Annotated in this window: 11 protein-coding genes; 7 read left to right on the plus strand and 4 right to left on the minus strand. The window is 62.3% G+C overall.

Annotated features, from left to right (window positions below; translation table 11 throughout):
* Positions 1-123: 123 nt before the first annotated feature.
* A complete protein-coding gene (locus tag LAN61_12165; protein MBZ5541262.1) occupies positions 124-1,539 on the minus strand; it encodes a TonB family protein in 1,416 nt (471 codons plus the stop codon).
* A 1,114-nt stretch (positions 1,540-2,653) separates the two neighbouring features.
* Here LAN61_12165 and LAN61_12170 point away from each other — a divergent pair.
* Positions 2,654-3,862 (plus strand): alanine--glyoxylate aminotransferase family protein, encoded by a 1,209-nt coding sequence (locus LAN61_12170; GenBank protein MBZ5541263.1) that lies wholly within the window; start codon positions 2,654-2,656, stop codon positions 3,860-3,862.
* 28 nt (positions 3,863-3,890) lie between these two features.
* Positions 3,891-4,265 carry a hypothetical protein gene (locus LAN61_12175; GenBank protein MBZ5541264.1) on the plus strand — a complete coding sequence of 125 codons (375 nt, stop codon included), beginning with the start codon at positions 3,891-3,893 and terminating at the stop codon, positions 4,263-4,265.
* 7 nt (positions 4,266-4,272) lie between these two features.
* On the opposite strand, the gene LAN61_12180 is transcribed toward LAN61_12175, so the two are convergent.
* Positions 4,273-5,517, minus strand: coding sequence for an MFS transporter (locus tag LAN61_12180; GenBank protein ID MBZ5541265.1), 1,245 nt, complete (start codon positions 5,515-5,517; stop codon positions 4,273-4,275).
* 64 nt (positions 5,518-5,581) lie between these two features.
* Between LAN61_12180 and LAN61_12185 the strand changes: the two genes are divergently transcribed.
* Positions 5,582-6,646 (plus strand): AI-2E family transporter, encoded by a 1,065-nt coding sequence (locus LAN61_12185; GenBank protein MBZ5541266.1) that lies wholly within the window; start codon positions 5,582-5,584, stop codon positions 6,644-6,646.
* Positions 6,647-6,850: 204 nt separating this feature from the next.
* Positions 6,851-7,405 (plus strand): hypothetical protein, encoded by a 555-nt coding sequence (locus tag LAN61_12190; protein ID MBZ5541267.1) that lies wholly within the window; start codon positions 6,851-6,853, stop codon positions 7,403-7,405.
* 153 nt (positions 7,406-7,558) lie between these two features.
* Here LAN61_12190 and LAN61_12195 read toward each other — a convergent pair whose 3' ends face one another.
* Positions 7,559-8,050: a cytochrome c gene (locus LAN61_12195; protein MBZ5541268.1), complete on the minus strand. Its 492-nt coding sequence runs from the start codon at positions 8,048-8,050 to the stop codon at positions 7,559-7,561.
* 508 nt (positions 8,051-8,558) lie between these two features.
* Between LAN61_12195 and LAN61_12200 the strand changes: the two genes are divergently transcribed.
* The 3 genes from LAN61_12200 (at position 8,559) to LAN61_12210 (ending at position 13,755) form a co-directional block, all read left to right on the plus strand.
* Positions 8,559-9,299, plus strand: a complete 741-nt coding sequence (locus LAN61_12200) for an energy transducer TonB (GenBank protein MBZ5541269.1) — start codon at positions 8,559-8,561, stop codon at positions 9,297-9,299.
* 259 nt (positions 9,300-9,558) lie between these two features.
* The gene (locus tag LAN61_12205; protein MBZ5541270.1) at positions 9,559-11,172 is read left to right on the plus strand and encodes a formate--tetrahydrofolate ligase; all 1,614 of its coding nucleotides are present in this window, start codon (positions 9,559-9,561) and stop codon (positions 11,170-11,172) included.
* Between the two features lie 135 nt (positions 11,173-11,307).
* Positions 11,308-13,755: an AAA family ATPase gene (locus LAN61_12210; GenBank protein ID MBZ5541271.1), complete on the plus strand. Its 2,448-nt coding sequence runs from the start codon at positions 11,308-11,310 to the stop codon at positions 13,753-13,755.
* A gap of 66 nt (positions 13,756-13,821) precedes the next feature.
* Here the strand turns inward: LAN61_12210 and LAN61_12215 are convergent, their stop codons facing one another.
* Complete coding sequence (locus tag LAN61_12215; protein ID MBZ5541272.1) at positions 13,822-14,883, minus strand: VWA domain-containing protein; 1,062 nt, start codon at positions 14,881-14,883, stop codon at positions 13,822-13,824.
* Positions 14,884-14,942 lie beyond the last annotated feature (59 nt).

The following is a 14,942-nucleotide window of genomic DNA, read 5'->3' on the forward strand; positions in this document are numbered from 1 at the left end:
CGAAGCCGTCGCCCACTGGGCCGGCCCCCGCTGAAAGACCCGCTGAAACCGGCCGATAGCGGCAAATTGAATCCAGGGGACCTGCTCGGCTTCACCCGGCGCCGGGGATGGCTGGGTTCGTCGCTAGGGAACGGCTTGCGCCGGTACGACTTTCGTTTCCGTACTCGTAAACACGAACCGCAGGACCCATTCACTCGCTACCTTTCGCCCATCGACCTCCGGCGCCTCAAATTCCCAGCGCTTCGCTGCTTGCAAGCTTTTGCCGGCAAAGTAGGTACTCGGCCCGGGAGATTCCAATTCCGCTCCCACCACATTGCCGGACGGATCGACATGAACTCTCACGCTGACTCGCAACCTGCCCTGGATCGTGCCGCGAGCCTTCTCGGATATATCCGGCATCGCTTGTTGCACGATTTTGCCGGGCACACGATGACGGACAGGCTTCTGCTCTTGTACCTCGGTCTGAATCGCGGCGGGCGGAGCGGGAGTTCCCGTCGAAGCCGGCGGGGCCTCGCTGTTTTTCTTCGTGGACTGCGCTGCCGCATCTGTCGCCGGCCGCGGCTCCGGTTTCCGGCTCACTTTCGGCTCCGCGAGCGCGGGGGCCGAGGCGCGTTCCGTTTCAGAAGGGCGGCTGAATAGTTTTGTTCCGAGATAAAACATAGCTAGTGCGAACACAATTCCCGCTGCCGGAATCAGGTAGCTGCGCTTCGGAGATGGCTTCCGCAAAGAGGCCACTGCCGGCCGTCTTGGCGGAGCGGCGGGAACCGGCGGCGTGGCGGGCTGCAGTCGCTTCACCACGTCAGCCACAGTCCACCGGCTTTGCGGGTCGCGGCGCAGACAGTTGCGCGCGATATCACCGAACGGCGCGGGCAGTGTTTCCGGCAGAATGGGCTCTCCCTGCTGCGCGCGGTCCCAGACCGGCAAATGCTGGCTCAGAACTTCGGCCAGCGTCATTCCCAGCGACCACATGTCGCCGGCGGGCGACTTCCCCGTGGTTTGACTCTCCGGTGCATCGTAAACGCCTGGCCCGTCCATGCTCCTGTTCAGCTCACCCGCCTTGCAGAGATCGTCGCTCGAGATTTTCAATTGATCGCCGGTGGCCATGATGCTCGCGGGCTTCAGACGGCCTTGCACCAATCCTTTGCCGTGCAGGAAACCCAGCACGCCCAGAACGGCCTCGAGCATCTGTCTTGTTTCAACCGCAGTCAGCGGCCGTTCTGGAAGAATCTGCGCGAGATTCTCTTCGGCGTACTCCATCACCACATACAGCATTTCTCTTTCGCCGAGCTGACAACGTCCCATTTCGAAGATGCGGATCAAATTTGGATGAGCAAGCTGTGCGGCCAGCCCCCACCGCGCGAGCCGGAGCTCTGCGTCTTGTGGTTCCGCCGCAATCAGTTTGATCGCGGCTTTCTCGGGCAGACCCCCGCCTCGCTCCGTTAGGAACACGGCGCTGCGGTCGGAGCCTCCCAGATACTGCGTCAGGCGGAAATTCCCATGAATCACCTGGCCTTCCCACTGTTTCCATGCCTCGCTCATAGTGCCCCCTCTCTGCTCCCATCGGTCAGCGCGGCTGCTTCCGGGCCAGCGCGTCGGACCTCATCCGAAGGAAACGCCCTTTGCGCCTGAAATATAAGGCAGACGCAAAGTTGTCATTGTAACGGTCGCCCGGAGAACTCGCATCCGGGCGCTGGTTTACGGTATTCCTGGCTGGGGGTCGGCGACTGCAAAAGGCGGTCTTTGCCGCTACAGACAAATGCTGCGTAAAGACCAAAAACCTTCGTTTTCATAATAGTGATTCAAGTCAGCCGGAAAAGCAAAATACCGATTGTCCAAAAGACACATCCTTTGGCGCAGCCGGCGCGTGGGGCATCCCTTCCGTTTCCCGCACGCTCCGCGCAATCGTTGCAGCCGCATTCATTTCCATCGGAAGTCCGCCGTAGCGTCGCGAGGGTGCCCTCGCTTCTTCATCTCCCGGTGACTTACATGAGCTTAGTTAGAGATCAGCGGACAGTTTGCACTGAATTGCAGGAGTGAAGGCAAGAGGGTGCTCCCTGCCACGGTCGCATCTGTTCGGACTTGTCCCGACCCTGTCGGGATCCGATCGCGGCCGGCTCGGGGCGCCTGGGCTTTTCTTCTTGCTCTCCCCCTGCAGCGATTCTTTTGCCCACTTTTCTACACCCGTTCGCACACTTTACTGCACGGCATCTTGAACGCGGAGTATGCGTCCCGTATAATGATTTTGTTCTTTGGCGCGGAGGAGATAGGATCGCTCCCTTGTCCGTGCCACCGCTCGCCCCGCAACACTCTTTCCCCCTCCCGCAACCCCTCCAGAATCAGCACTTCCGCACTCTTTCGTATCAACGGAAATCTACACGACTTAAAATTCTTTCGTTTCATATTCTTGCGCACTCTTGTGCACGAAGCGCAACGCAACTCCTGCGGAATCAGGCAGTAGCGCACTCTTTGCAAAAAACAACGGGGGTGGGGTGGGGATACCCCCTGGGTTCTGGTACCCATTTCGCCGTCCCTGCAGCTCTCATCTCCCGGCCAATTTGTCGGTTGCACCTCCTCCGCGATTGCGCCAAAATTACTCTTCCCGTCGAGCCCCCTCGTCCCTGGGGCGACTCCCCGGCAAACTGCGAGGCGCGTCATGACCCAAAACATCGGCGAACTGAATCCCCCCATGCGGTTGATGATGACTCCCGGACCCTCGTCCATAGATGCTCGCGTCTATCGCGCCCTGGCCACGCCCCTGGTCGGCCATCTGGACCCTTATTTCCGCGTGGTCATGGACGACACCCAGCAACTGCTGCGCCAGATGTTCCAGACCGAGAGCCGCATCACCTTTCCGCTCTCGGCCTCCGGCTCCGGCGGCATCGAGGCCGCCGTGCTCAATCCCCTGGAAGAGGGCGACGAAGCGCTGATTTGCGTGAACGGCGTCTTCTCCGAGCGCATGGCCATCATCGCCGAGCGCACTCCGGCGCGCGTCACCCGCGTCGAGGCGCCCTATGGCCGGCCGGTCGATCCCGAAGATGTGCGCCGTGCGGGCAAGGGCAAGAAGGTCAAGATTGTCGGCCTGGCGCACGGCGAAACTTCCACCGGCGTGCTCACCAACATTGACGCCTTCCGCAAGGTCGCCGATGAGTTCGGCGCCATGCTGGTCGTGGACACCGTGGCCACCCTCGCCGGCGCGCCGCTGCATGTGGACCGCCAGCGCATTGACATCTGCTTCAGCGGCTCGCAGAAGGCTCTCAGCGCGCCCCCGGGCATGTCCCCCATCACGGTGAGCCCCCGCGCCGAGGAAGCCATCCGCGCGCGCAAATCCAAGGTGCAGAGCTGGTATTTCGATCTCTCCTCGGCCATGAACTACTGGGGCAAGGACCGCCTCTATCACCACACCCCGCCCATCTCCCTCATCTATGCGCTGCGCGAAGCCATGCGCATCGTCGCCGAGGAAGGCCTGGAAAAGCGCTGGGAGCGCCACCGCCAGAATGAGCACGCGCTCACCGCCGGCCTGGAAGCCATGGGCATCGGCCTGCTCGTGAAGAATCCCGCCGACCGCCTGCCCACGGTCACCGCGGTGCTGGTCCCTGACGGCATTGATGAAGTGAAGGTGCGCAATCAATTGCTCGACGAATTCAATATCGAGACCGCCGGCGGCTTCGGCCCGCTCAAGGGCAAGATCTGGCGCGTCGGCCTGATGGGCCACGTCAGCCAGAAGGGCAATGTGCTGCTCTTCCTCGCGGCCTTCGAGAAGATATTGCTGGAAAACGGCTACCGCGCTTCCGCCGGCGCCGGCGTGGCCGCGGCCATCAAGTGCTATACCGAAGCGGAAACGGCCGCCGCCGTCAGCCGTTGATTTTTTCAGGGGAAAGGGAAAACAACTCGTGGCCTCCAAGCCTCTGCTAGCGAATGCCGGTCCGATGAGCCAGTTCGTCGGCCCCTTCGACGTGGTTTCCAAGCTCACCGGGCGCGTCTTTCATTGCCGCTTTTCGCACATGTGGAACGGCATCGCCACCCGCCACAGCGATACGATCGACGCCAAGTTTTTTGTGGATGGTGCCGGCGTCATTCTCGGCCTGGCGCACCCTGCATTCATGGAATTCCGCGCCAAGAACGGCCGCGACTTGAGCGATCGCGAAGCCAGCTTTCTCGCCGCCGAATTTCTCCGCGAGCGCCTCGAGGAAGAAGACGAGCGCGCGCTCTACGACGTCTCCGGCGGAGACGTGCTGCGCCTCATCGCCCAGTTCAACCTGCGCTAAGACTTTTTCAATCGTCGTGCTCGGCGCGGAACGCATCCAGATGCGGATGATGCAAGCCGTCGCGCCGGATGAAGTAGATCACCAGAAACAGCAGCAGCGCCCCGCAAACCATTACCCCCACGGCCACCTGCAGCCCCACCTGCAGATCCCGCAGGTCGGAAATCTTGCCCACCAGTTGCGGGCCGAACGCTCCGACCAGTTGCGTCACGAACATGTACACCCCGATGGAGGTGGCATGCGCGCGCTGCGGCATCATGTCGTGAATCACCGCGGTGACCGGGCCGTGGTACCAGGACATGAAGAATTCCGCGATGAACAGCCCGGTGAGCACAACCCATTTTTCGTCGGACTGAATGGCCAGCAGGACGAAGGGCGCCGCGAGCAAAAAAGCGGCGGCAATGGCGATGATGCGTCCGTAGGCGAATCTTTTCTGCAGGCGGTCGGCGACGTAGCCGCCGGTCAAAACGCCGAGGAGCAGAGAAAACAGGGCGATGGCGGCGAGATAGAGCGCGGCTTCGCGGAGGCTGAATTCCTTGTAGCTGACGGCGAAGTCGATGCCCCAGGTAAGCAGAGACATACTTGAAAAAGTAATAAACACACCGGCGAGAATCATGGCCAGGTAGGCCGGCACGCTGAGCAGCTGGCGGAAGGGCACCACTTCGATGCGCGGGACGCGCGGCGGCTCCTGCAGCTTGAGCACGCTGAGGCCGGGGATCAGGCCGAGCAGGCCGACGAGGAAGAAGGCATAGCGCCAGCCGTGAATCTGGCCCATGAGGCCGCCGAGGGCCAGTCCGGAGGCGCCGCCGAGGAGCATGCCGGCGGCAAAGATGGCCTGGCCCCAGGCGCGGCGTTCCCTGGGAAAGGCGCCGGAAATCAGGGATTGGGCGGCCGGGGCATAGGCGGCTTCTCCGACACCGACCAGGGCGCGGGCCACGAGGAGCATGGCGAAGGAGGGCGCGAGGCCGCCGACGATGGTGGCCAGGCTCCAGAAGGCCACCCCGCCGGCGATGATGCGGGTGCGGCTGATGCGGTCGGCGAAAAAACCGAAGGGCACGCTGGCGATGGCCAGGACGACGAGCAGGGAGGTCTGCAGGGAGCCGAGCTGCGCGTCGGTAACGTGGAGATACTCGCGGAGGATGGGCAGCAGGGGCACGATCACCTGGCGGTCGGCAAAATTCACAAAATTGATCAAGGAAAGTACAACCAGGAGGCGAACCTGATAGGCTGTGAGCGAAGTGGAGCTGGAGTTCATGCGGCTTCGCCGGCGGCCCGGCGAGGGGCCTGCATGCACCGACTTCTGGGATTATATACCGCGCATGAGCACACCCGAATCCACGGCGAAGAATACGAGTGACCGGCTCGCCACGGTGCTGTCCTACGGCGGGCTGCTGCTGCTCGGCTACCTGGTGTACCGGATCACGGAGGGGTTTCTGGTGCCGCTGGCGTGGTCGGCGGTGCTGGCGATCTTTTTTTATCCGCTGCACGAGCGGCTGGCGAGGCGATTTTCCGCGACCACGGCATCGCTGCTGAGCACGCTGGCGGTGATGTTGTTCCTGGTGGCGCCGTCGCTGGTGGTGCTGACGCTGACGGCGCGGGAAGCGCTCGAAGCCTCGGCGGCGGCGCAGAAACTGTTCCTGGACCCGCAGACGCAGTTACCGGCGCAGGTGATGAGCTGGCTGCGGCACGTGCTGCCGGCCGCGTGGCAGCAGGCGGACCTTTCGGGGCCGCTGCGGCAAACGGCGGAGAAGACGGCGTCGTTTCTGGCCGGGCAACTGGCGGCGCTGGTGCGCAACGTCTTTACCTTCCTATTCAGTTTGTTCCTGCTGCTGTTCGCGCTGTTTTTTCTGTTTCGCGACGGGGAGAGCATCGTGCGCGGGGTGCGCGGCCTGCTGCCCTTTGAGGATGCGCTGCAGGAGAGCGTGATGCGGGAATCGCGCGACCTGATCTTCGCGGGGGTGGCCGTGGGGCTGCTGATTGCCGCGGTGCAGGGCACGCTGGGGGGAATCTCGTTTGCGCTGGTGGGATTCGCGACGCCGGTGTTCTGGGGCGTGCTGCTGACGTTTCTGTCGCTGGTGCCGGTGGTGGGCTCGGCGCTGGTGTGGGTGCCGGCGGCGTTGTGGCTGGGGCTGACGGGGCATTGGGGGAAGGCGCTGGTGGTAGTGGCGATCTGCGGGGGGATCGCCGGGGTGGTGGACAACTTCCTGCGGCCGCTGCTGCTGCGCAACCGCACGCAGCTGAATAGTCTGTTGCTGTTCATCGGGGTGCTGGGCGGGCTGGACGCCTTCGGGATGCTGGGGCTGGTGATCGGTCCGACGATCGTGGCGGCGGCGCTGGGCGTTTTCCGGGGCTACATGCAGCAGCGGGAGGCGGGCGGCGCGTGAGATGGGAACGAGGGCGGGAAAAAGATAACGCGGAGACGCGGAGAGCGCAGAGGAGTGCAGTGCGGAGGGGTCTCTACGGTGAAGTGCAGGAGTGGTATGCTCGCGCCGTGCGCAGGCGTCAAAAAGAGAAAAATCGGAAGGCCTGGACCACGCGCTTCCGATGACCTTCACAGTGCGCTGACGCCGAGAGGATGGGACAAGCCAATGATGAAAACTTCATCTATATGTTTTCTGGTCTTGCTTCTGGCTTTCACTGCTCGCGCGACAGGCCAAGCACCCACAACAGAATCAGTAGAGCGCCGCGCTTTGATTTTCCGGGCTCTTCCAGCAAAACACTTGTTTGCTCGGGGTGAAGATGTGGTTCTTGTCCTTTCAATACGCAACGAGTCGGCAGGTCCTGTATTTGTGAGTCGTTTGCTTCAGGATGAGTTTGTAGATTTCAAGGTATCTGGACCTGATGAAAAAGAAGTGGCCTGGCAAGGCAAGGGCAGAATTGACTCCAAGAGTTACTCTCCTTCGGGTTTCACGGTGCTAAAGCATGGAGAGAAGGTCAGCGCAAGAAGAACCATATCATTGAAAAATGGACAAGGGTTTCTAATTGGCAAATCCGGTCAGTATTCTGTGACAGCGGAATACTCGCTGGAACCGCCAGAATATTTTGCGCCAATCGCGGGCAATGTGAAGATTCCGAATGGATCTTTTAGTTCTGTGAAGACCACTTTCTGCGTAGGTACGTGCGGCTCTGGTTCGCAGAAGTGAAAGCGAAACGCCCACTCGAGCTGGCCCGGCGCATGAGTATGCGGAGAGAATAAGCAACGTTTCGATCTCTTGGACATCGGACGAAGGAAAGAACCCACCCTTTAAAACGAAGGGTGGGGCACCCGCGCAAAGAGTGCGGCACCCAAGTTCGCGTCATTTCGTTAAGGGTGTGCCAGGCGTCACCGATTCTTTTTGCTGCAGAGAGGCCAGATAGTCGCAGAGGTTCTTGATGCGCCGCTGCACGGCAACTTCGTTGTAGTGTTCGAGGTAGCCAAAGATAGGCCCCCACGTGGGCATATCCGGGGAGCCGTGCGCGGCGATGCGGATTCCGAAACGGAGGACGTTGGAGACGTAGTCGTACGGAAACCTGCCGCCATGCCGCTTGGCGAGAGTGGTCAGATCCGGCGGCGGTGTGTTGAGCGCGGGAGTGGCAGGGCCGTGGCCTTTGGCGTCGGCACCGTGACAGGCGGCGCAATATTCTTTGTACATTTGCCTGCCGGATGGCACATAGGTGGGAGGAAGCGGTATCTGATCCTCTTGTCTACTGGTGACCGCAGAGCGGCCGACGGCCGGCTTCTGTTGAGCGCCGGCGGCGCAGGCGACGAGAAGCAAAGCATTCAACAGAATGGTGTGGCGGATGCGCATAATCTCCTCCAGGCACTAGGAGCGGATTGGCAGAGAAGTGTTTTTTTCCGCGGAGCTCGCAACTTGGGAGACTATATCACGTTGCAAGTGAGTGAAGAGAAAGGGCACCCGAGCATCGGAGAACACCAAAATCCCTACCCTCGAAACCCGAGGGAGGGGTACCCTCGTTACAATACGTCGCAGTGAAGTGCAGAAGTGGTATGCTCTCGCCGTGCGCAGGCGTCAAAAAGAGAAAAATCGGAAGGCGTGGGCTACCCGCCTTGGGGACAGCATGAGAGGATTGCGCTGCGGTCTCCTTTTTCTTGCATTTGTCTTTTCCCCGGGGACATTTGCGCGACAGGCTAACCCGGTGGCAGATCCATGTCAGCGCACGTCGATTCCGCTTAGCTTCCCGCTAGGCGTAAATTTGAAGCTTGGGGTTGTCAATCATTTCCTCCAGTTCGTATCTGAGGTCGAAGGTGTCTTGTTTCTGCGAAACGACACCGGGGGCCAAATAAGAGGAATCACAATGCTTGTAATTTACCAGGACGAACAAGGGCACCGGCTCTTTACGATAACCTACCAAGCAAATGTCAAAGGAAATGGCAACTCTCATAGGAACATTCAACCTTTTTATGAAGGCAGGTTCACGAGGCCGGTAGAGCCAGGTGAGGTTTTTAATCTTTTAGGAACAAACCTTCAAATGACGACGAGAATTCCGACGAAAGCTGAGGTGTCGGTGATAGACATCCAGGTCGCCGATATGAATATCACCGTTGGGGGGGTTGGCACTTTCCAGTCAGACCCTATTCTCGAACAAGCACCGGCGGACTACTTCCAGCTAGCAACTTCGCCGGATAGCTTGCCTCACGACACTCTCATGAAACTGAGTATCAGCCCGAGGGGTACTGTCACAAATGTGGATTTTGCTTCGGAAACGGAACCGCGAGACCCGATTCTTACACCTGTGATGAATGAGCTACGGAGATGGCGTTTTTCCCCCGCCATTCGCGATGGCTTTGGTATATCTTCCCACCTGTTCGTGCTTCTTCGCTTTCGCCGAACGGACGAACCTCCCGTGCTTGACTGCTTCATTGGACAGGGGGATAAGTATCCGACTACCTTCGTTATTGTGACGCTTGAGCCGGTCCCGAGTCTGAAGGGACGCTGGAGATTTTTCTACGACAAATACCAAGTGAATGGATGGAAGGGCCCGTTCTTGGGCCAACAGATGTTCGAGAGTACTCCGTGGACCTCCAAACCTGAGTAAGTACGTAATCCGTGTGGAGCGTAGTGCACCCCGCTAATTTAGACAATGAGAACCTCGTTTTTCGGTACAGATGTGAAAGCCAAGAACGCCTCCGCTCTTATCGAGGGGCACCCCGACCTTGCTTGATCACTAGGTCTGGGGCACCCACGCACGCTTGTTTCATTCCGCGGCACAGGGGGCGGCGGGGAAGTGCGGAAGTGGTATGCTCGCGCGAGCGCAGGGGTAAAAACGGAGGCGGAAGGGGCGGGCCAGCCGGCATATGAGCAAAGCACTGCTGCCGATACAGGAAATTGCGCGCAAGCTGGGGATTTCGGACGCTTACTTTGAACCGATCGGGCATTACGGGGCGAAACTCAAGCTGGAGCTGCTCAGCGATGCGGCGTTTCCGCGGCGCGGGAAGCTGATCCTGGTGACGGCGACGACGCCGACGGCTTCGGGGGAAGGGAAGACGGTCACTTCGATCGGGCTAACACAGGGGCTGGAGAGAATCGGGAAGAAGGCGGTGATCACCTCGCGCGAGCCGTCGCTGGGGCCCATCTTCGGGATGAAGGGGGGAGCGGCGGGCGGAGGGATGTCGCAGATCGAACCCAACCAGAAGATCAATCTGCACTTTCACGGCGATTTCCACGCGGTCACCACGGCGCACAATCTGCTCGCCGCGCTCCTTGATGCGCATCTCTACCACGGCAACGAACTGGGGCTGGACCCCGAGCAGATCAGCTGGCCGCGCACGCTGGACATGAACGACCGCGCGCTGCGGCACATCGCCGTGAGCGTGGGCGGGAAAAGGGAAGGCGCGGGGCGGCACACCGGATTTGTGATCGCGGCGGCCTCCGAAGTGATGGCGATCCTGGCGCTGGCCAAGAGCCGCGAAGATCTGCGGCGGCGGCTGGAGGCGATCGTCGTAGGGGTTTCGCGTGCGGGGAAGCGGGTGAGCGCGCGGGATCTGGGCGCGACCGGGGCCATGCTGGCGCTGCTCAACGACGCGCTGCTGCCGAATCTGGTGCAGACCAGCGAAGGGACGCCGGCGATGGTACATGCCGGACCCTTTGGAAACATCGCGCATGGCACGAGCAGCGTGCTTGCGCATGAGATGGGGCTGCGCCTGGCGGATTATGTGGTGAATGAAGCGGGATTTGCGGCGGATCTGGGGGCGGAAAAGTACGTGGACATCGTGATGCGCGCGTCGGGGATCGCGCCGGCGGTGGCGGTGCTGGTGACTTCGGTGCAGAGCCTGCGGCTGCAGGGCGAAGGAGATCTGGAGCGGGGCTTCGCCAACTTGGCCAAACACGTGGAAATTCTGCGCCGCCTGGGGCTGCCCATCGTCGCGGCCATCAATCACTTTCCGAAGGACACGCCGGCGGAGCTGGAGCGCATCGCCGGGTATTGCGGGGAGTTGGGAGTGGCCAGCGCGAGGAGCGAGGCGTTCGCCAAGGGCGGGTTGGGCGCAGTGGATTTGGCCGAGAAGGTCGTGGAGACAATCGCCAAGAACCCCAACGTAACACCGCGGCCCATCTATGCGCTCGAAGAGAGGCTCACGGAGAAGATTCAGAAAGTGGCGCAGGAGGTTTATGGGGCCAGCGGGGTGTCCTACAGCGAGGAAGCCGAGAGGAAGCTGCGGCAGTTCAGCGAGTGGGGCTGCGCGGGGCTGCCCATCTGTATAGCCAAGACGCAGTACTCGATCTCCGATAACCCGAAGCTTCCCGGAGCGCCGCGGGATTGGACGCTGCACGTCACCGACGCCTCGCTCTCGGCTGGGGCGGGGTTCGTGGTGGTGCTGGCCGGGAACATCATGCTCATGCCGGGGCTGGGGAAGGTTTCGCGGGCCGCGCAGATCGACGTGTCGTCTGCGGGAGAGATCCTGGGGGTGTGAGGGAGTGCGCAGGGCCACAGGCGGAAGACAAGATGCCGGGCTGAAGCCCGGCGCTACAAAATCCGGACAGAAACGCGCCGGGAGCATCCACGGCGGGTCCGGCTTGTGCTAGAGTAACGCGCTCGGATGAATTCCATGGGCAACAAACCAGCATCGATACCCGGGGGGCTGCCAGCGGAGAAGTTGCGCTGGCGGTGCGATCCGGCGCGGCTGCCGTTTGAGACGACGGCGCAGGCGGAGCTGCGCGAAGGATTCATCGGGCAGGAGCGCGCGCTGCGGGCGCTGAAGATGGGCGTGGAGCTGACGGCGCCGGGCTACAACGTGTTCGTGTGCGGGCTGGCGGGAACGAGCCGCGGAGGCACGATCGCGCGGATGATCCGGGAGGTGCACCCGGAAAGCAAACCCTCGCTGGACCGCTGCTACGTGAACAACTTCAAGAGCGCGGACCGGCCGCGGCTGCTGTCGCTGCCGCGCGGGCAGGCCAATTCCTTCAAGAAGGACATGCAGGCGGGGGTGGATTTTCTGCGGCGGCGGATACCGCAGGTGTTCGAGGGGGAGCCGTTCCAGAGGCAGAAGGCGCGCATTGTGGAGCGGTTTACGGTGCGCGAGAAAGATTTGATGGACGACTTCACGCGGCGCATCGCGCGGGAGCAGTTCGCGCTGGGGCACATGCAGGTGGGGGCGGTGGCGCTGCCGGAGATTTTCCCGGTGCTGGACGGGCAGATGGTGCCCATCGAGGACATCGCCAAGATGGTGCACGAGGGCAAGCTGGAGGCGGGAGCGGCGGAAGGAATCGAGCGGAAGTACGAGCAATTCCGGCAGGAATTCACGGTGGTGTACCGGAAGACGCTGACGCTTTCGCGGGAGCTGGCCAGCGAGCTGAGCTACCTGGAGCAGGAAGCGGCGTCGGTGCTGCTGGACGGGTTCATCGAGGAGTTGAAGGAGAAATATCCGGGCGACGGGGTGATTGATTACCTGGAAGAGGTGCGGCACCACCTGCTGGACAATCTGGAGCCGTTCAAAGAACGCGAGGGCGAGCAGGAGGAGAGCGGGGAGGCGGTGGAAGGGCTGTTGAAGCCGGCGGGGCCGGAGCGCGATCCCTTCCGGATGTACGGCGTGAACGTGATCCTGGCGCACAACGACGAGAAAGAATCGCCGGTGATCTTCGAGACCATGCCGACGTACGCGAACCTGTTCGGGACGATCCAGCGGGCCTATGACGCGCGCGGGGGGTGGAGCAGCGACTTCATGGACCTGCGGGCTGGATCGCTGCTGCGGGCGGACGGCGGCTTCCTGATCATGTACGCGGTGGAAGCGCTGTCGGAGACCGGGGTGTGGCGGGCGCTGAAGCGCACGCTGAACCACAACCGGCTGGAGATTCAGCCGCTGGAGATGTTCTTTCCGTTCGGGGGAAGCGCGCTGAAGCCGGAGCCGGTGGACCTGAACGTGAAGGTGATCCTCATCGGGGACCGGCAGATGTACGAGCTGCTCTACGAGTACGAGGAAGATTTCCAGAAGATTTTCAAGGTGCGCGTGGAATTCGACGAAGAGATGCGCATGAGCGACGGGGTGATCGCGGAATACGCGGGGCGGCTGCGGGCGCTGTGCGAGCAGGAAGGGCTGCTGCCATTCGATCGCGGGGCGTTCGCGGCGATGCTGGAATACGGGGTGCGGCGGGCGGGGCGGCGCAACAAGGTGACCGCGCGGTTTATAGACATTGCGGACCTGGCGCGGGAGGCGTCGTACGCGGCGCGGGGCGCGAGCGCGGCGCAGGTGCGCGCGGATCACGTGCGCAGCGCGCTGGATCTGAAGGTGGAGCGGCACAACCTGATCGAGACGCGCATCCGGGAGATGATCGACGAAGGCACGCTGCTGATCGATGTGGCGGGAGCGCGCAGCGGGCAGGTGAACGGGCTGAGCGTGCTGGAGATCGGCGGGTATTCGTTTGGCAAGCCGGTGCGCATTACGGCGTCGGCGGCGATGGGCAAGGCCGGGCTGATCAACATCGAGCGCGAAGCCAATTTGAGCGGGCGCTTCCACGACAAGGGCATGCAAATCATCTCCGGGTACATCCGCAGCCGGTTCGCGCAGGACAAGCCGCTTTCGCTGGCGGCGAGCATCTGTTTCGAGCAGTCGTATGCGGGGGTGGACGGGGACAGCGCCAGCATCACGGAGATCTACGCGCTGCTCTCGGCGCTTTCCGAGCTGCCGCTGCGCCAGGACATGGCGGTGACCGGGTCGGTGAACCAGCAGGGCGACGTGCAGGCCATCGGCGGGGTGAACGAAAAGATCGAAGGGTTTTACGACGTGTGCCGGATCAAGGGGCTGACGGGGACGCAGGGCGTGATCATACCGGCGGAGAACGTGGAAGACCTGATGCTGCGCGAGGATTTGCTGGAGGCTGTGGGCGCCGGAAAATTCCACATCTATCCGGTGGCCAAGGTGGAAGAGGGGCTGGAGATTTTGTCAGGCGTGGCGGCGGGAAAACTGGGAAGCGACGGCAAGTACGAAGCGGGCACGGTGTTTGCGCTGGCAGACGAGCGGCTGACGAAGATGGCGCAAACGCTGAAAGAGTTTGAGTAGAAGCCTCCGAAGTTCCGCGGTGCAAGCACACAACCAGGAAGCAGGGCAGCGCGGGGAGAGGTGTGGCTAGCGGGGGGCGAGGTAGGCGCGGCGGTGGTCAATGCGGTAGGCGGGGCGGGAGGCAGGAGCGGGCGTGGCGGCGGGTGTAGCCGGCGATGCGGATGGGGGGCCGATGCGGACTTCGAGGGAGTGGACCTGGCCATCGCGGGCGGGCGGGGCAAAGCCGAGGCTGTATTCGTGGCGGACGAGCTGGGCGATCTGAGCGTAGACAGCGGGGTATTCGCGGGGGCTTGCGGGGAAGAAGACGCGGCCGCCGGTGGCGGCGGTGATGGCGGAGAGGCGGGCATCGGCTTCGGCGAAGCCCTGTGCCGCGGCGGCCTTTTCCGGCGAGACGGCATCCGGCGAAGGATTTTTCTTGTCCTGCTTGCGGCGCTTGCCGGGTTTGCCGGAGGGAGGAGGGGCGCGCAATTCGCCGCCGAGAGAGACGGCGAAGATGCGCACATCTCCGGTGAGCAGGCGCGCGGGAAGAGCGTCCCAGGCGGGCTGCGGGGAAGTGTCCACGCCGGTGGAGAGCAGGACGATGGTTTTCTTGCCGGGCACGGAGGCCAGGCTGTCGTAGAGGGCGACGAGGCTGGAGGCGAGATTGAGCTGGCCGAAGCCGAGATTGAAGCGCAAGCCGGCAAGGGCCGCAGCGGCGGTGCGCAGGTCGGCGGTGAAGTCGAGTACGGGTGAGGGGCGGTCGGCGTAGCTCACGATGGCGATGCGGTCGCCGGGGGCGAGACCGTCGAGCAGGGAAGAGGCGGCGCGCACATGGCTGCCCTCGAGGAGATAGACGGCGGGGCCGCTCTCGAGGAGCAGCACGACCTGCGCGGGGTCATCCATGGCGGCAAAGTTGGTGAGGGGCTGCTCGACACCGTCATCGAAAACATGGAAGTCCTCCTGGCGCAGGCCTTCGACGAATTTGCCCTGGGCATCGGTGACAATCACTGCGACATTGACGCGATTTACCTCGACGCGGATGGAAGGCGGGGGTTGCGGAGAAGGCTGCTGGGCGGAGGAGAAGGGAGCCGCAGCCAGCAGGAGAGTTGCGAGAAGAACGAGCGGCGCAGCGGGGCGGAGGAGTCGCATGGTCGAATCCTAGCCCCGTGCCGGAAAAGACGAAAGCCCTGTCCGGCCTGAAATTTCCA

The sequence above is a fragment of the Terriglobia bacterium genome, assembly GCA_020072785.1.
Taxonomy (GTDB): Bacteria; Acidobacteriota; Terriglobia; order Acidiferrales; family UBA7541; genus Acidiferrum.